The organism is Actinomadura opuntiae (genome assembly GCF_030283205.1).
GTDB lineage: Bacteria > Actinomycetota > Actinomycetes > Streptosporangiales > Streptosporangiaceae > Spirillospora.
Genome location: NZ_JASNWF010000042.1, coordinates 1 through 17,464 on the forward strand (window position 1 = coordinate 1; position 17,464 = coordinate 17,464).

Here is a 17,464-nt window from a genome sequence, read left to right on the forward strand (position 1 = left end):
GTGTTGGTGGTGGTGTTGTGCTGCGCGGACCTGCGGTTTTGGGTGTGGGGGCGTGTCGGGGGCGAGGGTTTGTCGATTTCGGGGTGTGTGGGGTGGGACACGGGCGTGTCTCGGCGTGGCGGGTTGCCGGGTCTTGCCCGCGGGCGGGGGTCTAGGCCTCGGTGGCGGGGTCGGGTGCGGTGTCGCCACCGGCGGGGGCGGCGGTGTCGGGGGCGGGGTGTGCGCCCTTGGCGGGGCGGCGGCGGCGCGCGGGCGGGGTGACGCCGTCGGCGAGGCGGCGGGCGGTGACGAGGAAGCCGGTGTGGCCGACCATGCGGTGGTCGGGGCGGACGGCGAGGCCGTCGACGTGCCAGGAGCGCAGGAGGGTCTCGAAGGCGTAGGGCTCGGCGAAGGCGCCGTGGGCGCGCAGGTCCTCGACGACGCGGGACATCTGGGTGGTGGTGGCGATGTAGGCGCAGACCATGCCGCCGGGGATGAGGGCCTTGGCGACGGCGTCGAGGGTCTCCCAGGGGGCGAGCATGTCGAGGACGACGCGGTCGGCCTCGGTCTCGGTGAGGGCGTCCTCGAGGGAGCCGACAGTGAGGCGCCAGGAGGGGTGGGGGCCGCCGAAGAACTTCTCGACGTTGGCGCGGGCGATGTCGGCGAAGTCGGGGCGGCGTTCGTAGGAGGAGACGAGGCCGTGTTCGCCGACGGCGCGCAGGAGGAAGCAGCTGAGGGCGCCGGAGCCGGCGCCGGCCTCGATGACGCGGGCGCCGGGGAAGATGTCGGCCATGGCGACGATCTGGGCGGCGTCCTTGGGGTAGACGACGGCGGCGCCGCGGGGCATGCGGACGGCGAAGTCGGCGAGCAGGGGCCGGAAGGCGAGGTACTCGACGCCGCCGCTGGAGCGGTAGACGGTGCCTTCGGGGCTGCCGATGATGTCGTCGTGGGGGACGGAGCCCTTGTGGGAGTGGTAGAGCTTGCCGGGCTGGAGGGTGATGGTGTTGATGCGGCCCTTGGGGTCGGTGAGCTGAACCTGGTCTCCGGGCCGGAACGGGCCGTGCGGGATGCGGCCGGTGGCGGGTGCGGGCTCGGTGGGCCGGGGTTCGCTCATGGTGGTCAAGGCTAGCGGCGGGCGGCCGCAGCTCAGGCCGTCCGGGCTGGGGCGGCGGGCGGGTCAGACGCCGGCGAAGGCGCGGTCGACGTCGGCGACGGCGAGGACGCCGTAGACGCGGCCGTCGGGTTCGGTGAGGAGGTATTCGGAGGCGGGGTTGGTGCGCAGGGCGGTGATGAGGTCTTCGCCGGTGAGGTCGGCGGGGAGGGTGAGGTCGGGTTCGAGGCCGCGGGACAGTTCGCCGACAGTGATCCAGGGGCGGCGGTGCTCGGGGGTGGCGGTGACGGCCTTCTCGCTGACGATGCCCTGGGGGTTGCCGTCGTGGTCGGCGATGACGAGGGCGCCGGCCTGGTCGGCGTGGGCGCGGCGAATGGCCTCGGCGAGGGGGGTGTCGGCGGTGACGAGGGTGGCGCGGCGGGCGAGGCGGCGGGCCGACAGCAGGGGGACGCGGTCGCGGAAGCGTTCGGCGCGGATGGCCTGGGTGGCGCCGACCCAGATGAAGGAGGCGACGAGGGCGGACCACAGGAGGGCGAGCCAGCCGAAGCCGCCGTTGCCGCCCTCGTCGGTGCGGTAGGTGGCGAGGTAGGCGCCGGAGACGAGGCAGGCGACGGCGACGGCGCGGCCGACCCAGCCGGCGAAGATGGCGCCGCTGCGGCTGTGGCCGGTGGCCTTCCAGACGGCGGCGCGGACGAGGCGTCCGCCGTCGAGGGGCAGGCCGGGCAGGAGGTTGAAGACGCCGACGAGGAGGTTGGCGAAGGTGAGGGCGTCGATGAGCAGGAGGGCGACGTCGGGGAGCGGGAGGACGGCGTGGGCGAGCAGGCCGAGTCCGGCGAGGACGAGGTTGGTGAGGGGGCCGGCGAAGGCGATGAGGAATTCGCGGCCGGGGGTGGCGGCCTCGCGTTCGATGGAGGTCTCGCCGCCGAGGATGTGGAGGGTGACGGAGCGGACGGGCAGGCCGAGGACGCGGGCGGTGACGGCGTGGCTGAGTTCGTGGACGAAGACCGAGCCGTAGAGCAGGACGGCGTAGGCGAAGGCGACGAGGTAGCTGGCGGGGCGGTCGATGACGCCGTTGACCTGGCCTTCGAACATGACGGTGACGAGGATGGCGACCAGGAACCAGCTGGGCGAGACGTAGACGGGGACGCCGAAGGGGCGGCCCATGTAGAGGCCGGGCCGGGCGTCGGGGCCGCCCTTGCGGGGGCCGGGGTCGCCGGCGGGCGTCTTGCCCTGGGTCGGGGGCGCGCTGTTGGTCACGTTCTCGATGCTACGGCCCGGTGGGGGCGGGTCGGCGTGCGGTGCGGGGTGATCAATGGCGGGTGATCAATGGCGGGGTGGTCAAGGACGGGTGTGGCGGGGCTGCGGGATTTCGTCGGGGGTCTCGCCTACGCTGCTGTGCCATGACGACGACCGAGGCCGGTGGTGAGGTGTCCGTTCCGTCTCCGCGGGAGGGGGACGGGGTGGAGGGTCCTGCGGTGGTGGGGTCGCTGTCGCCGTCGCGGGCGGGTGATTTCATGACGTGTCCGCTGCTGTACCGGTTCCGGGTGATCGATCGGCTTCCGGAGCGGCCGAGCCCGGCTGCGGCGCGCGGGACGCTGGTGCACGCGGTGCTGGAGCGGCTGTACGACCTGCCGGCGGGCGGCCGGACGGTGGGGGCGGCGCTGGAGCTGCTGGGGCCGCAGTGGGAGCGGCTGCTGGCGGCGGAGCCGGAGCTGGCGGAGCTGTTCGGCGACGGTGAGGGCGCGGAGGCCGAGCGGGCGGAGTGGCTGGCGCAGGCGCGGCGGATGGTGGAGCGGTACTTCACGTTGGAGGATCCGCGGCGGTTGGAGCCGGCCGAGCGTGAGCTGTTCGTGGAGACGGTGCTGGATTCGGGGTTGAAGCTGCGGGGGTACATCGACCGGGTCGATGTGGCGCCGAGCGGTGACGTGCGGATCGTGGATTACAAGACGGGGACGGCGCCGCGGGCGGATTTCGAGGCGCGGGCGCTGTTCCAGATGAAGTTCTACGCGCTGGTGCTGTGGCGGTTGCACGGGCGGGTGCCGCGGTTGCTGCAGCTGATGTACCTGGGGAACGGGGAGGTGCTGCGGTACGAGCCGGAGGAGCGGGATCTGCGGGCGACGGAGCGGAAGGTGGAGGCTCTGTGGCAGGCGATCCGGCGGGCGATGGACTCGGGTGAGTGGCGGCCGCGGACGAGCCGGCTGTGCGACTGGTGCGATCACAAGGAGCGGTGCCCGGAGTTCGGGGGCACTCCCCCGCCGCTGCCGGCGGTGCCGGTGCGGCGGCCGTCCCCGGCGGATCTGGAGGGGCCGGCGATGGCGGGCGCGGCGCGCGAGCGCGACGACCTGTAGCCGCGTCCGCGGGTTCGCGGGGGCCTGACGGAGGGGCCGGGCGGAGGGGATGGGCGGTCGCGGGGCGTAGGGGCGGCGGGCCGGGTCATCCTTGGGGAGGACCGCGGATCCGCGTGCAGGAGGGGTCACGACCTGCCGCGACCTCCTAGGGTGAGAGTCGTGTCACCCCGCATCCGTGGTCTTCGTACTTTTCGTGCCTGGCTGCAGGCGCGTCCGCAGGCGGCGGACGCGTTGCTCGCGCTGGGGCTGCTGCTGGTGGGCCTGCCGCAGCTGTACCTGCAGGACTTCCCGGACGGCGGTGACTACGCGGACTTCCGGACGCCGGACGCGGCGGACGGGCTGATCGTCGTCGTGGTGACGATGGCGCTGACGTGGCGGCGGCGCCATCCGCTGCCGGTGCTGCTGCTGATCGTGGCGGGCGAGCTGACGCTGACGGTGTGGGGGTATCCGCCGTCGGTGCCGGACGTGATGGCGTTCCTGATCGCGATCTACAGCCTGGCGGCGCACCGGGGGCTGGCGCAGAGCGCGCTCGGCGGTGTGGCGGGGTTCGCGTCGTTCCTGGTGTCGCTGGTGATGATGCCGGTGGAGACGTCGCCGGTGGTGCTGGTGAGCGACTGCGCGCTGGTGGCCGGGGTGTGGGTGCTGGGCCGCAACCTGCGGCTGCGGCGGGCGTACTTCGCGGAGCTGGAGGACCGGGCGGCGCGGCTGGAGCGGGCGCGGGGCACCGACGCGCGGGCGGCGCGGATCGAGGAGCGGTCGCGGATCGCGCGGGAGCTGCACGACGTGGTGGCGCACCATGTGAGCGTGATGACGGTGCAGGCGGGGGCGGCGCGGCGGATCATCGACCGGGATCCGGGCAGCGCGCGGGAGGCGATGTCGACGATCGAGGAGGTCGGGCGGACGGCGCTGAGCGAGATGCGGCGGATCGTGGGGGTGCTGCGGACCGAGCGGGACGCCGACCAGGCGGGGCGGGAGCTGGCGCCGCAGCCGGGTCTGGGGGATCTCGGGGAGCTGCTGGACCATGTGCGGGAGACGGGCCTGTCGGTGCAGCTGTGGATCGAGGGCGAGGCGCGGACGCCGTCGCCGGGGGTGGACGTGGCGGCGTTCCGGCTGATCCAGGAGGCGCTGACGAACACGCTGAAGCACGCGGGGGCGCAGGCGCGGGCGTGGGTGCGGCTGTACTACACCGAGGCGGACCTGACGGTGGAGATCGAGGACGACGGGCGGGGCACGGCGACGATCGTGGCGGACGGGACGGACAATCCGGGGCACGGGCTGGTGGGGATGTACGAGCGGGTGGCGCTGTACGGGGGCGAGCTGCGGATCGGGCCGCGGGTCGGCGGCGGGTTCGGGGTGCGGGCGCGGTTCCCGCTGGAGGCGTGAGCGTGGCCGGGCGGGGATGCCGGGCCGGTCGGGCCGGCGGGGTCGGTCGGGGGCGTCGGGCCGGGCCGGGCGGACCGCCGCGGGGGCGGGGAGGGCATAGGGTGACGGTGGCCGGTGCCGGGTGCGGAGCGGGCCGTGGAGCAGGCCGGCGAGCGGGCCGCGGAGCGGGGCGAGGAGCGGGGACGATGGACGTGAGCGGGGTGGCGCGGTGAGCGCGGTGCGGGTGCTGCTCGTCGACGATCAGCCGTTGCTGCGCACGGGGTTCCGGCTGATCCTGGAGGCCGAGGCCGACATCGCGGTGGTGGGCGAGGCCGGGGACGGCGCGACGGCGGTGGAGCTGACGCGGTCGCTGCTGCCGGACGTGGTGCTGATGGACATCCGGATGCCGGGCGTGGACGGGATCGAGGCGACCCGGCGGATCATCCGGGAGGGCGCGGCGTCGCACGACCCGAGGGTGCTGATCCTGACGACGTTCGATCTGGACGAGTACGTGATCGAGGCGGTGCGGGCGGGGGCGAGCGGGTTCCTGCTGAAGGATTCGCCGCCGGAGGATCTGGTGCAGGCGATCCGGATCGTGGCGGCGGGCGATGCGATCGTGGCGCCGAGCGTGACGCGGCGGCTGCTGGACCGGTTCGCGACGCGGCTGCCGGCGGTGCGGGACGCCTCGCCGCCGCCGGGGCTGGACACGCTGACCGAGCGGGAGCGCGAGGTGCTGACGCACGTGGCGCGGGGCCAGTCGAACGCGGAGATCGCGGCGGAGCTGGTGGTGTCGGAGACGACGGTGAAGACGCACGTGGGGAACGTGCTGGCGAAGCTGGGGCTGCGGGACCGGGTGCAGGCGGTGGTGTACGCCTACGAGACCGGGCTGAGCCGCCCCGGGCAGGGCTGACCCCTCCCCCGGGCCGTCCCGGAGGCGCGGGGCGGGTGTCGGTGCTGGTGGGGCGGTGGTCCACGGGCCGGCTCTCAGGGGCGGCCCCCGAGCGGACCCTTCTTTCGCCCGTGGGCCCCCTACTCCGGTAGGACGACCCTGGTGCCACCTCTCCTGCCAGGGATGGAGTGGTAAGTCCATTCCTGGGGTGCATCTCACGGGGCCGCCGGACTCCTACTGTTCTGAGGGACGGATCGCCGGGGGACGAAAGCGCGGTCCGCGGCAGTCCGATTCCACCCTCATCCACTGACACAGGGGAGTTCACGTGACGAACACCGCCCCATCGACCGCTGACGCGCACTCCGCGCCCGGGGCGGGCGACTTCGCCGCACGGGCCCATCAGATCGCCAAGGTGTACGGGCGCGGCGACGCCCAGGTGGTCGCGCTGGACTCGGTGACCGTGGGGATCCCCCGCGGCCGGTTCACCGCGATCATGGGCCCGTCGGGTTCCGGGAAGTCCACGCTGATGCACTGCATGGCGGGGCTCGACTCGGTGGACTCCGGGCAGGTGTTCATCGGCGACACCGAGCTGACCGGGCTGAAGGACAAGCAGCTCACCCGGCTGCGCCGCGACAAGATCGGGTTCGTCTTCCAGGCGTTCAACCTGGTCCCGACGCTGACGGCGCTGGAGAACATCACGCTGCCGATGGACATCGCGGGCCGCAAGGCCGACCGGGCGTGGGTGGACGAGGTGATCGACACCGTGGGGCTGCGGCCGCGGCTGAAGCACCGTCCGACCGAGCTGTCGGGCGGGCAGCAGCAGCGGGTGGCGTGCGCGCGGGCGCTGGCGTCCCGCCCGGAGATCATCTTCGCGGACGAGCCGACCGGGAACCTGGACTCGAGGTCGGGCGCCGAGGTGCTGGGGTTCCTGCGGGACTCGGTGCGGCGGATGGGCCAGACGATCGTGATGGTGACGCACGACCCGTCGGCGGCGGCGTACGCCGACCAGGTGCTGTTCCTGACCGACGGGCAGATCGTCGACACGATGACCGGGCCGACGGCCGAGCGGGTGCTGGAGCGGATGAAGGGCTTCGAGACGGCGGGCCGTCCGGCCGGCGCTCCGGGCGGGCAGGGACCGGGGGTCGCGGCGCGATGATGGGCAAGGTCACGCTCCGCAACCTGGCGGCGCACAAGATCAGGCTGGTGCTGACGGCCGTGGCGGTGATCCTCGGCGTGGCGTTCGTGGCCGGCACGCTGATCTTCACCGACACGATGAACAAGCAGTTCGACGACCTGTTCAGCCGGGTCGGCAAGAACGTCGCCGTGGACGTGCGGGCCAAGAAGGTCGTCGGCGGCGACGATGACGGGCGGGCGGCGCAGCCGGTGCCCGCGTCGATCCTGAAGGCGCTGCGCGCCGTCGACGGGGTGAAGGACCCGCAGGGCAACGTCAACGGGTACGCGGCCGTCGTGGGCCGGGACGGGAAGGTCATCGGCTCGGGGTCGCAGGGCCCGCCGCAGCTCGGCTCGAACTGGAACACCGGCGGGTCGTTCGACCTGAAGGAGGGCCGGGCGCCGCACGGCCCCGGCGAGGTGATCATCGATGCGGAGACCGCGAAGAAGGGGAGGCTCGCGGTCGGCGAGACCGTCGGGATCGTGTCGTCGGGGCCGCCGCAGCGGATGCGGATCGTCGGGCTGATCGACACCGGGAACCTGATGGGCGCGAGCGTCACCGCGTTCGACACCCCGACGGCGCAGAGGCTGATGCTGAAGCCCGGCTACTTCAGCGACATCGAGATGGGCTCCACCGGCCCGTCGGAGGCGCAGCTGCGCGACCGGGTCGCGAAGGTGCTGCCGGGCGGCGTGGAGGCCGTCACCGGCACGAAGATGCGCGACGAGAACAAGAGCGACGTCGCGCAGATCATGGGGTTCTTCCGCACGTTCCTGCTGGCGTTCGCGCTGATCTCGATCTTCGTCGGGGCGTTCATCATCTTCAACACGTTCTCGATGCTGGTGGCGCAGCGGACCCGGGAGCTGGCGCTGCTGCGCGCGATCGGCGCGGCCCGCCCGCAGGTGACGCGGGCGGTGATCGGTGAGGCGGTCGCGGTCGGGGTCGTCGGGTCGACGCTGGGGCTGGCGGCCGGCGCGGGCCTGGCGGCGCTGCTGCAGACGCAGATGGGCGACGCCGCGTCGGGCGGGCTGACGTTCACCGCGACGCCGGTGATCTGGTCCTACGTCGTCGGGATCGTGGTGACGGTGGTGTCGGCGTACTTCCCGGCGCGGCGCGCGGCGAAGATCCCGCCGGTGGCGGCGATGCGCGACGACGTGGCGCTGCCGCAGCGGACGCTGCGGATCCGGGTGGCGCTGGGGTCGCTGCTGACGCTGGTCGGCGCGGGCCTCATCGGCGCGGGTCTGGCCGGCAACGGCGGGAACCCGGCGGTGCCGGTGGGCGCGGGCGCGTTCGCGGTGTTCATCGGGATCGCGATGCTCGCGCCGGTGATCAGCGTCCCGGTGGTGAAGGTGCTGGGGTGGCCGTTCGCGCGGCTGCTGGGCGCGCCGGGCCGGCTGGCGCGGCAGAACGCGCTGCGCAACCCGCGCCGCACCGCCGCGACCGCCGCGGCGCTGATGATCGGGCTGGCGCTGATCACGACGGTGAACGTGCTGGGCGCGACGATGCGCGCGTCGATCGACAAGCAGGTGGACGCGCAGTTCGGCGCGGACTACCTGGTGCAGGCGACCGGCGGCGACATCGCCCCCGACGCGGCGCAGAAGATCAAGGCGGCGCCCGGGGTGGAGTCGGCGTCGCCGACCTACGAGGGCACCGCGAAGATCGACGGCAAGCGCGGCACGTACATGTCGGGCGACGTCGGCGTGATCGCGAAGGCGGCGCGGCTGAAGATGGTGTCGGGCGGCACGTCGATCGGCCCGGACGGGCTGATGGTGAACGAGTCGACCGCCAAGGACAAGGGCTGGCACGTCGGGTCGACGGTGCCGGCGCTGTTCCCCGACGGGAAGACCGAGCGGCTGAAGGTCACCGGGATCTTCGCCAAGAGCGACCTGATCGGCGGCCGGATCGTCTCCGAGCAGGTGTACCTGCGGCACACGGTGCGGCCGTCGGTGGACGCGGTGCTGGTGAACGCCTCCAGGACCGACGCGTCGACCAAGACGTCGATCGAGTCGGCGCTGAAGGCGTACCCGAACCTGAAGGTGTCGGACCAGACGTCGCTGAAGAAGGACGCCCGCAAGCAGGTCGACGGGTTCGTGACGTTCCTGTCCATCCTGCTGGCGATGTCGGTGATCATCGCGGCGGTCGGGGTGGTCAACACCCTGGCGCTGTCGGTGATCGAGCGGACCCGGGAGATCGGGCTGCTGCGCGCGATCGGGATCTCCCGCCGGCAGCTGCGCCGGATGATCCGGGTCGAGTCGATCGTGATCGCGGTGTTCGGCGCGGTGCTCGGGATGGGCATCGGGGTGGCGTTCGGCGCGGCGCTGCAGAACGCGCTGAAGGACCAGGGCCTCGGGGTGCTGGCGGTGCCGTACGGGACGCTGGGCGTGTACCTGGTGGTCGCGGCGGTGATCGGTGTGCTGGCGGCGCTGTGGCCGGCGTGGCGCGCCGGGCGGATGGACGTGCTGAAGGCCATCTCCACCGAGTAGGGCCGGGCGGCCGGCCCGGTGCGCGAGCCCGCCGGGCCGGTGCGCAAAGGCGAAGCCCCGGTCCCCCTTCGAGGGGGGCCGGGGCTTCGGCGTGCGGGAGGCACGCCCATGGGCGGGTCCTCACCAACCGGCCCGGCCGGGGCCGGGCCGGCCGGTCGCTAGTCGGTCGGTTCGCCGTCGGTGTCGGCGGCCGGTGCGGCGCCGGGCGCCACCGCGGCCTTGGCGACCTCGTCGGTCGCCGACACCGTGGTGTTCTCCGGGAAGTGGCAGGCGGCATGGTGGCCGTGGCTGAGCTCGATCAGCGGCGGCTCGACCTGCTTGCAGATGTCCTGCGCCTTCCAGCAGCGGGTGTGGAACCGGCACGCGGGCGGCGGGTCGAGCGGGCTCGGCACGTCGCCCTGCAGCCGGATCCGCTGCCGCCCGCCGCGCTCGCTCGGGTCGGGGATCGGCACCGCCGACAGCAGCGCGTTGGTGTAGGGGTGCATCGGCCGCTCGTACAGGTCGTTGCGGTCCGCGATCTCGACGATCTTGCCGAGGTACATGACGGCGACCCGGTCGGAGATGTGCCGGACGACCGACAGGTCGTGCGCGATCACCACGTAGGTGAGGTCGAGCTCGTCCTGCAGGTCCTCCAGCAGGTTGACGACCTGCGCCTGCACCGACACGTCCAGCGCCGACACCGGCTCGTCCGCGACGATCAGCTTCGGCTTGAGCGCCAGCGTGCGGGCGATGCCGATGCGCTGGCGCTGGCCGCCGGAGAACTCGTGCGGGTACCGGTTGTAGTGCTCGGGGTTGAGGCCGACGAGCTCCAGGATCTCCTGGACGGCCTTCTTCACGCCGTTCTCGGTCTGGATGTTCTGCAGCCGGAACGGGGCCCCGACGATCGCGCCGACCGTCTTGCGGGGGTTCAGCGACGAGTACGGGTCCTGGAAGATCATCTGCAGGTCGCGGCGGAGCGGCCGCATCCGGGCCTGCGACATCCGGGTGATGTCCTGGCCCTCGAACCGGATGGTGCCGAAGCTGGGCTCCAGCAGCCGCATGATCATCCGGCCGGTGGTGGACTTGCCGCAGCCCGACTCCCCCACCAGGCCGAGGGTCTCGCCCTTGCGGACGGAGAACGACACGCCGTCGACGGCCTTCACCGCCCCGACCTGCCGGCGCAGCAGCCCCGCGGTGACGGGGAAGTGCTTGCCGAGGCCGTCCACCTCCAGCAGCATCTCCCCGTCCCGGACGGGACGGGCCGCTGCCGCGTCGGCGGAGGTCTGCGCGGCGCCGGGGACGGCGGTCCCCTGCGCGGCGGTCTCAGAAGTGCTCACAGTCCTGTTCCCCGTGCTCGTCACAGCTTCGGCCGGATCTCGGATTCCCAGATCTCCCGCTTCTTCTCCAGCGGGAGATGGCAGGCCACCTTGTGGCCCGGGACCGCCTCGACCAGGTCGGGCCGCACCGTCGTCGACTTGTCGCCGTTCAGGTCCCGGTAGGCGCACCGCGGGTTGAACGCGCAGCCCTCCGGCACGTTGATCAGGCTCGGCGGGGTCCCCTTGATCGGCATCAGCCGCTCGGTGCGCGCGCGGTCCAGCCGCGGCATCGAGCCGAGCAGCCCCCAGGTGTAGGGGTGCAGCGGCTTGTGGAACGCCTCGTCGACCGGGGCGTACTCGGCGCAGCGGCCCGCGTACATCACCAGGATGTCGTCCGACAGCTCCGCGACCACCCCGAGATCGTGGGTGATCATGATGACGGCGGAGTTGAACTCCTCCTGCAGGTCCCGGATCAGGTCCAGGATCTGCGCCTGGACGGTGACGTCCAGCGCCGTGGTCGGCTCGTCGGCGATCAGCAGCTCGGGGTCGCAGGACAGCGCCATCGCGATCATCGCGCGCTGCCGCATGCCGCCGGAGAACTGGTGCGGGTAGTCGTCGACCCGCTTGTCGGGCTTGGGGATGCCGACCCGGCCGAGCATGTCGACGGCGTGCTTGCGCGCCACCTGCTTGGACACGTCGTTGTGCACCCGGTAGGCCTCGATGATCTGGCTGCCGACGGTGTAGAAGGGGTGCATCGACGACAGCGGGTCCTGGAAGATCATCGCCATCTTGCGGCCGCGCAGCCGGCGGACCTCGCCGCGGGGGGCGCCGACGAGCTCCTTGCCGTCCAGCCAGATCTCCCCGGACACGTTGGCGTTGTCGCGGTTGTGCAGGCCGAGGATGCCGAGGCTGGTGACGCTCTTGCCGGAGCCGGACTCGCCGACGATGCCGAGGGTGCGGCCCCGCTCCAGCTGGAACGACAGGCCGTCCACGGACTTGACCAGCCCGTCGTCGGTCGGGAAGTGGATCTTGAGGTCGCGGACCTCGAGGAACGCCGTGGGAGCTTGCCCCCCGGCGGCCGGCGCGGTGCCGGCCGGGGTGGTGTCGGTCATCAGGCCAGCCTCACTCTCGGGTCGACGACGGCGTACAGCAGGTCCACGATCAGGTTCATCAGCACGACGAACAGCGCCGTGGTGATCGTCACGCCGACGACCACGGGCAGGTCGCTCTGGTTCACCCCGTCCAGGGCCAGCCGTCCGAGCCCGGGCAGGCCGAAGGTCGCCTCGGTGATGATCGCGCCGCCCAGCAGCAGGCCGAAGTCCAGGCCGAACACGGTCAGGATCGGCGTCAGCGTGGCGCGCAGCGCGTGCCGGGTGACGACCGTGGACTCCTTGAGCCCCTTGGCCCTCGCCGTGCGGACGAAGTCCTCGTTCATGGTCTCCAGCATGCCCGCCCGCGTGAGCCGCGCGTACATCGCGGCGTACAGCAGCGCGAGGCTGATCCACGGCAGGATCAGGGAGGTGAACCAGCCCGCCGGGTCCCTGCTCAGCGGTGTCCAGTTCACCTCGGGCAGGATGCCCCAGGCGTGCACGACGTAGGCCAGGCCCAGCAGGCCGGTGAAGAAGATCGGCAGGGAGACGCCGGCCAGCGCGATGATCATCGCGGCGCGGTCGAAGATGCTGCCCTTCTTCAGCGCCGACACGACGCCGGTCGCGACGCCCGCCAGCAGCCACAGCACGGCGGCGCCGACCGCGATGGACAGGGTCACCGGCGCCCGCTGCATCAGCTGCGGCGTCACGGCCTGGTTGGTCCGGAAGGAGTAGCCCAGGCACGGGGCGGAGCAGTGCACCGTGGACGTGCCGGTGTCGTAGTCACCGCCGGTGACGAGCGTCTTCATGAACTCGCCGTACTGCACGAAGAACGGCTTGTCGAGGCCGAACCGCTCCTTGATCGCGTGCAGCGTGGACGGGTCGGGCGCCTTTCCCGCGAACCGCGCCGCGAGGTCGTCGGTGGACACACCGGCGAGCTTGGGCAGCAGGAAGAAGATCCCGTACGTCACGAGGGTGATCACGATCAGCAGCGCTACGGCGCCGAGCAGGCGGCGAACAAGGAATGCGATCACAGCGTCTGGCACGGGCGGCCGCCGGGGGATCGGCCCCGGCGGCCACCCTCTGCCTTCACCTGCCTTCTATCGGGTAGTGCGGAAGGTGCCTGCTCAGCCGGTCACACCGAGGTTGGCGTAGTCGTACATGCCGTAGCCCGGGTGGACGTAGACGTTGGTGAGCTTCGGCGACCTGTACAGCAGGGACTTGGCGTAGACGGTCGGGATGATCGCGGCCTGGTCGCGGACGCGCTGGTCGATCTGGTTGTAGATCTGCGCGCGCTGGCTCGGGTCCTGGATCTTGACGACGTCGTTCCACATCTTGTCGATCTGCGGGTCCTTCAACATGGAGATGTTGACGTTGCCCGTGTCGACGATCGCCTTGCCGTCAGTGGCGGCCTGCAGGTAGCCGTAGCCGGTCGGCCAGTCGGGCGCCCAGCCGTAGGTGCCGAGACCCACGTTGTTCTTCTTGTTGAACGCCGGCGAGCCGATCTGCTCGTTGGTGTAGGTGCCGTGCGGGTAGCCCTTGAGGGTCAGCTTGATGCCGACGCGGCCGAGCGCCTGCTCCATCGCCTCCGCGGCCGCCTGCTCCTTCGGGCGGTCGCTGCGGAACAGCATCGTCACGGAGAAGCCGTTCGGCTTGCCGCACTTGGCCAGCGACTGCTTGGCGGCGTTCACGTCGCCGGTGTAGCCGACCTGCGCCTTGGTGTAGGCGTCGGTGCCCTTCTGGCGGCCCTCGATGTTCGACGGCATGATCGAGGTGGCCATCTCGCCGCCGACCGCGCCGCCGTAGGCGCGCCAGAGCGCGTCGCGGTTGGTCGCGTAGACGATCGCCTTGCGGCACTCGAGGTTCGGGATGACCTCGGTGTCGATCGGCATGTACCAGTGGAAGCCGGCCAGCGGGTCGTCGGAGTTGGCCTTGAGCTTGGGGTCGCTCAGGATCTTCTGCCGGGCCGCGGCCTGCACGCCGGTGCCGGGCAGGTCGATCTGCACGGTGCCGTCGATCTCACGGTTGTCGATCTCGTCCGCCGACAGGCCGGACTGGACGACGACCTTGTCCGGCAGGCCCTTGCGGTTCGGGTCGGTCTTCGGGTCCCAGTAGGTGTTGCGGACCAGGGTGCCGCCCTGCTTCATCTTGTAGTCGGCCTGCCACTTGTACGGGCCCGAGGAGAACGGGTGCATGCCGTACTGGGTGCCGGTGTCCTTGGCCTGCGGGACCGGGACGGTCTGGCCGCTGAACATCACCAGCTGGTCCCACTCGGAGAACGGCGCCTTCAGGTGGAAGACGACGGTCGAGTCGTCGGGCGTCGTGACGCCCTTGAAGTGGTCGAGGTTCTTGTCCTTGAACGGGCCCTTGTAGTCGCCCGCGTCGAGCATCTGGGTGAAGTACGACGGGCCGTTGCGCAGGACGCCGCGGTCGAAGGTGCGCGCGACCGCGTACTTGATGTCCTGGGCCTTGATGACGCTGCCGTCCTCGTACTTCAGGCCCGGCTTGAGCTTGTAGGTCCAGGTCTTGCCGCCGTCGGTCGCCTGGCCGAGGCCCTGCGCGAGGTCCGGCGACGGCTTGGTGCCCTCCTGGCCCGGCTTGGAGGCGTAGGTCACCAGCGTCCGGGAGTACAGCCGGATGAAGTCCATGCCGTAGGCGTAGTAGATGTTGGCGGGGTCGAGCGACTCGAAGTCGTCCGGCTGCGCCATCACCAGCGTGCCGCCCTTTTTGTCGGACGCGTTGACGATGCCCGAGGACCCGGCGTCGAACTTCGCCTTGCCCCCGTCGCCGCCGGAGTCGTCGCCCCCGCCACAGGCGCTGAGCCCGAGGCTCAGGACGACGGCTCCCGCCGCCGCCACGGAGATGACCTTGGAAGATCTCATTACTTCCCTTTCACTACTGCCGGCCAAGTGCCGGGGTCAACGGGACCGAGGGTCGAGAGCGTCGCGCAGACCGTCACCGAACAGGTTGAAGGCGAGCACGGTGACGAAGATCGCCAGACCTGGGACGATGACGAAGTGCGGGGCGACGGAGTACAGCTCGGTGGCCTGGTTCAGCATCCCGCCCCAGGACGGCGCGGGCGGGTTGATGCCGACGCCCAGGAACGACAGCGCCGCCTCGAACAGGATGTTCGTCGGGATCAGCAGCGTCGCGTACACGGTGATCGGCGCGACGAGGTTCGGCAGCAGCTCCTTGAACAGGATGTAGGAGTTGCGCGCGCCCATGCTGCGGGCCGCGTCGACGAACTCCCGCTCCCGCAGCGACAGCGTCTGCCCGCGGATGATGCGGCCGATGTACGGCCAGGCGAAGAAGCCGATGACGAACACCAGGATCGCGATCCGCAGGTTGTTGCCCGACAGCCCGAGCATGCTGTTGGGCAGCACGCCCGACAGCGCGATCGCGAACATGATCAGCGGGAAGGCCAGGAAGATGTCCATCAGCCGGGCGATCACCATGTCGACCCAGCCGCCGAAGAAGCCGGCCGCGACGCCGAGCAGCGTGCCGATGACCACCGACACCAGCGTGGCGAGCACGCCGATGATCAGCGAGACGCGGGCGCCGTACAGCACGCGGGCGAACAGGTCGCGGCCGTTGACCGGCTCGATGCCGAAGATGTGGTGCGCGCCGATCCCGCCGAACTTGCCGTAGGGCGTGCCGAGCGTCGGGTCGACGAGGGTCTGGTGGAACTTGTCGGGCGAGGACCCGAACCAGCCGACCAGCAGGTCGGTGACCCCGGGCAGGGCGGCGACGATGAGCAGGACGATGAACACGGCGCTGGCCATCGCGACCTTGTCCCGCTTGAGGCGGGTCCAGGCGATCTGGCCGAGCGAGCGCCCTTGGATCGACTTGCGGTCCACACCCGCGAGGACGGCGTCCGGTTGTGCTTCCGCCTCGGAACCGGAGACCTCGATCGGTGCCCCCACGCTTCATACCTCCTACCGTCCGGCCACAGGTTCGGCCATGCCGCCGCCGGCGCGGTGACCGGCGGTCGCGGAGATCATCCGCTGACCCCGTGCCCGTTACGCCGCGTTTGCTGAAGGGAAAGGTAGCCCCTCGGCCACGACTGTCCATCCGTGAGACGGGCTGCGCCAGTACCCGTATCTGACTTGTGATCTCGTCGTCATCTCGGGCGGACGTGCTCGCTCAACCTGCTGGACAAATCGCCCGAATAGTACGTTCGCCTGCACCGTGCTCTGCAACACAAACCCGGTCTAGACCGGCAAGCTTTACCGTACTGAGTCCGTTCTGAGATTGATCGTCCGCAGGTCAGGGCTTCGGGACGCAGAAACGGCGGGCCGGGACGCCGCCGCGGGGAGGCGTCCCGGCCCGCCGCCGGACCCGGCCGGCGTCCGCGGGCGCGGCCGTCAGGAGATGCCGCGCTCGCGCAGGATCTTCTCGATCTCCGCCATCTCGGGGTCGCCGGACGGCTGCGCGCCGCCCACCTCGCCCCTCGGCTTCTTCCCGGCGCGGCCCGCCGCCTTCGGCGCGCCCGCGCCGCCCGCCGCGGCCTTCCCGCCGCCGTCGCCGCCGGATTCGGCGCCCGCGCGGCGGCTCAGCATCGCGCCGGAGGTCAGGTAGAGCAGGACCGCCAGCCCCGCCACCCCGACCCCGGCCCACTTCACCGGGCTGAACGCCAGGTCCACGAAGAAGTCGGTCACCCCGGTCATCGCCGCGGCCAGCGGCACCAGCGACAGCGCCGCGCCGCGCATCCCCGACGCCGCGCCGCGCCGCCGGTAGACCCCCCAGCTGATGACCAGTCCGACCAGGGTCACCCCGAGGCTGATCAGGTCGATCGCCGTATCGCTCATGCCGGCCCCTCACTCCGTGACGGTGCTGCTGTGCTGCTGTGCCGCCGCTCTCCTTCCATCGTCACACGTCCGGGGGCGGATGCCGCTCCTCCCGGCGGACGGTTTGCCTGCCGCGCGGCCTCCTCCTCCGGCGTGACCCGTCCCCTAGGGACCGCCGGTCGGGGCCAACGGAGATCAACATCGCGCAACGGTTGGACGTCGAACCGGTCGACCGGGCCGCCCGCAGGGCCGTCCGGACGCCGCCGCACCTCATCCGACCAGCGCGGACAGCCGCTCCAGCGTCACCTCGCGCAGCGAGCCGACCACGGTGCGGCCGGGCGCGGGCGCGATCGGCAGCACGCACGGCACGGCGACGGTGACGCATCCGGCCGCCTCCGCCGCGGCCACCCCGTTCGGGGAGTCCTCCAGCACCACGCAGCGGCCCGGGACGGCGCCGAGGCGGGCCGCGGCGGTCAGGTAGGGCTCGGGGTCGGGCTTGGTGCGCGCGACCTCGTCGCCGGCGACGCTGAGCGCGAAGAACTCCCGCCCGACGGCGTCCAGCACCGGCTCGATCAGCCGGCGGTGGCTGGAGGACACCAGCGCCGTGGTGACGCCCGCGTCCTTCAGCTCCGCCAGCAGCTCCTTGGCGCCCGGCATCAGCGGGACGCTCTCGCTCAGCCGCTCGTACATGCCGTCCAGCATCCGCCGCCCGACCTCCTCGGGGGAGGCGTCCGCGCCGGTCAGCTCCAGCATGTAGTCGACGGCGATGCTCAGCGAGCCGCCGACCAGCGCCCGCTGGTGCTCCTCGGTCCACCGCCCGCCGAGCCAGGCGACCACCTGCGACTCCACCTCGAGCCACACCCGCTCGGAATCGACGAGCAGACCGTCCATGTCGAACAGCACGGCCTGCAGGCCCCCGCGCCCGTCCCCCACAGCGTCCTTCCTTCCCTCGTC

The 17,464-nt window shown here is 71.8% G+C and carries 14 protein-coding genes; 5 read left to right on the plus strand and 9 right to left on the minus strand.

What is annotated here, in order from left to right:
- Positions 1-151 precede the first annotated feature (151 nt).
- Both QP089_RS47140 and QP089_RS47145 read right to left on the minus strand, forming a co-directional pair.
- A complete protein-coding gene (locus tag QP089_RS47140; protein ID WP_285921144.1) occupies positions 152-1,093 on the minus strand; it encodes a tRNA (adenine-N1)-methyltransferase in 942 nt (313 codons plus the stop codon).
- A 63-nt stretch (positions 1,094-1,156) separates the two neighbouring features.
- Positions 1,157-2,347, minus strand: a complete 1,191-nt coding sequence (locus QP089_RS47145; RefSeq protein ID WP_285921145.1) for a site-2 protease family protein — start codon at positions 2,345-2,347, stop codon at positions 1,157-1,159.
- 143 nt (positions 2,348-2,490) lie between these two features.
- Here QP089_RS47145 and QP089_RS47150 point away from each other — a divergent pair, with 143 nt between their 5' ends.
- The 5 genes from QP089_RS47150 to QP089_RS47170 all read left to right on the plus strand — a co-directional run bounded on the left by QP089_RS47150 (position 2,491) and on the right by QP089_RS47170 (position 9,340).
- Positions 2,491-3,438 carry a RecB family exonuclease gene (locus tag QP089_RS47150; protein ID WP_285921146.1) on the plus strand — a complete coding sequence of 316 codons (948 nt, stop codon included), beginning with the start codon at positions 2,491-2,493 and terminating at the stop codon, positions 3,436-3,438.
- Between the two features lie 159 nt (positions 3,439-3,597).
- Positions 3,598-4,821 (plus strand): sensor histidine kinase, encoded by a 1,224-nt coding sequence (locus tag QP089_RS47155; RefSeq protein WP_285921147.1) that lies wholly within the window; start codon positions 3,598-3,600, stop codon positions 4,819-4,821.
- 208 nt (positions 4,822-5,029) lie between these two features.
- Entirely contained in the window at positions 5,030-5,710 is a 681-nt protein-coding gene (locus tag QP089_RS47160) for a response regulator (RefSeq protein WP_285921148.1), read from the plus strand.
- A 304-nt stretch (positions 5,711-6,014) separates the two neighbouring features.
- The gene (locus QP089_RS47165; RefSeq protein ID WP_285921149.1) at positions 6,015-6,845 is read left to right on the plus strand and encodes an ABC transporter ATP-binding protein; all 831 of its coding nucleotides are present in this window, start codon (positions 6,015-6,017) and stop codon (positions 6,843-6,845) included.
- On the plus strand, positions 6,842-9,340 hold the full coding sequence (locus tag QP089_RS47170) for an ABC transporter permease (protein WP_285921150.1): 2,499 nt from the start codon (positions 6,842-6,844) through the stop codon (positions 9,338-9,340). The genes QP089_RS47165 and QP089_RS47170 overlap by 4 nt, the downstream gene beginning before the upstream one ends.
- A gap of 158 nt (positions 9,341-9,498) precedes the next feature.
- On the opposite strand, the gene QP089_RS47175 is transcribed toward QP089_RS47170, so the two are convergent.
- The 7 genes from QP089_RS47175 to QP089_RS47205 form a co-directional block, all read right to left on the minus strand.
- Complete coding sequence (locus QP089_RS47175) at positions 9,499-10,557, minus strand: ABC transporter ATP-binding protein (protein ID WP_285921174.1); 1,059 nt, start codon at positions 10,555-10,557, stop codon at positions 9,499-9,501.
- A gap of 119 nt (positions 10,558-10,676) precedes the next feature.
- Entirely contained in the window at positions 10,677-11,747 is a 1,071-nt protein-coding gene (locus QP089_RS47180; protein WP_285921151.1) for an ABC transporter ATP-binding protein, read from the minus strand.
- Positions 11,747-12,757: an ABC transporter permease gene (locus tag QP089_RS47185; RefSeq protein WP_285921152.1), complete on the minus strand. Its 1,011-nt coding sequence runs from the start codon at positions 12,755-12,757 to the stop codon at positions 11,747-11,749. Before QP089_RS47185 ends, QP089_RS47180 begins: the two co-directional genes overlap by 1 nt.
- A 93-nt stretch (positions 12,758-12,850) precedes the next feature.
- On the minus strand, positions 12,851-14,605 hold the full coding sequence (locus QP089_RS47190; RefSeq protein WP_285921153.1) for an ABC transporter substrate-binding protein: 1,755 nt from the start codon (positions 14,603-14,605) through the stop codon (positions 12,851-12,853).
- A gap of 36 nt (positions 14,606-14,641) precedes the next feature.
- The gene (locus QP089_RS47195; protein WP_285921154.1) at positions 14,642-15,646 is read right to left on the minus strand and encodes an ABC transporter permease; all 1,005 of its coding nucleotides are present in this window, start codon (positions 15,644-15,646) and stop codon (positions 14,642-14,644) included.
- Positions 15,647-16,087: 441 nt separating this feature from the next.
- Positions 16,088-16,531: a hypothetical protein gene (locus QP089_RS47200; RefSeq protein WP_285921155.1), complete on the minus strand. Its 444-nt coding sequence runs from the start codon at positions 16,529-16,531 to the stop codon at positions 16,088-16,090.
- Between the two features lie 249 nt (positions 16,532-16,780).
- Complete coding sequence (locus QP089_RS47205) at positions 16,781-17,443, minus strand: HAD family hydrolase (RefSeq protein ID WP_285921156.1); 663 nt, start codon at positions 17,441-17,443, stop codon at positions 16,781-16,783.
- Between the last annotated feature and the right edge of the window lie 21 nt (positions 17,444-17,464).

What these genes read in the sequence shown, in the direction of transcription:
- QP089_RS47150 (WP_285921146.1), top strand. Translation starts at nt 2,491, where the DNA reads ATGACGACGACCGAGGCCGGTGGTGAGGTGTCCGTTCCGTCTCCGCGG.
- QP089_RS47200 (WP_285921155.1), bottom strand. Translation starts at nt 16,531, where the DNA reads ATGAGCGATACGGCGATCGACCTGATCAGCCTCGGGGTGACCCTGGTC.
- QP089_RS47170 (WP_285921150.1), top strand. Translation starts at nt 6,842, where the DNA reads ATGATGGGCAAGGTCACGCTCCGCAACCTGGCGGCGCACAAGATCAGG.
- QP089_RS47190 (WP_285921153.1), bottom strand. Translation starts at nt 14,605, where the DNA reads ATGAGATCTTCCAAGGTCATCTCCGTGGCGGCGGCGGGAGCCGTCGTC.
- QP089_RS47180 (WP_285921151.1), bottom strand. Translation starts at nt 11,747, where the DNA reads ATGACCGACACCACCCCGGCCGGCACCGCGCCGGCCGCCGGGGGGCAA.
- QP089_RS47175 (WP_285921174.1), bottom strand. Translation starts at nt 10,557, where the DNA reads ATGCTGCTGGAGGTGGACGGCCTCGGCAAGCACTTCCCCGTCACCGCG.
- QP089_RS47140 (WP_285921144.1), bottom strand. Translation starts at nt 1,093, where the DNA reads ATGAGCGAACCCCGGCCCACCGAGCCCGCACCCGCCACCGGCCGCATC.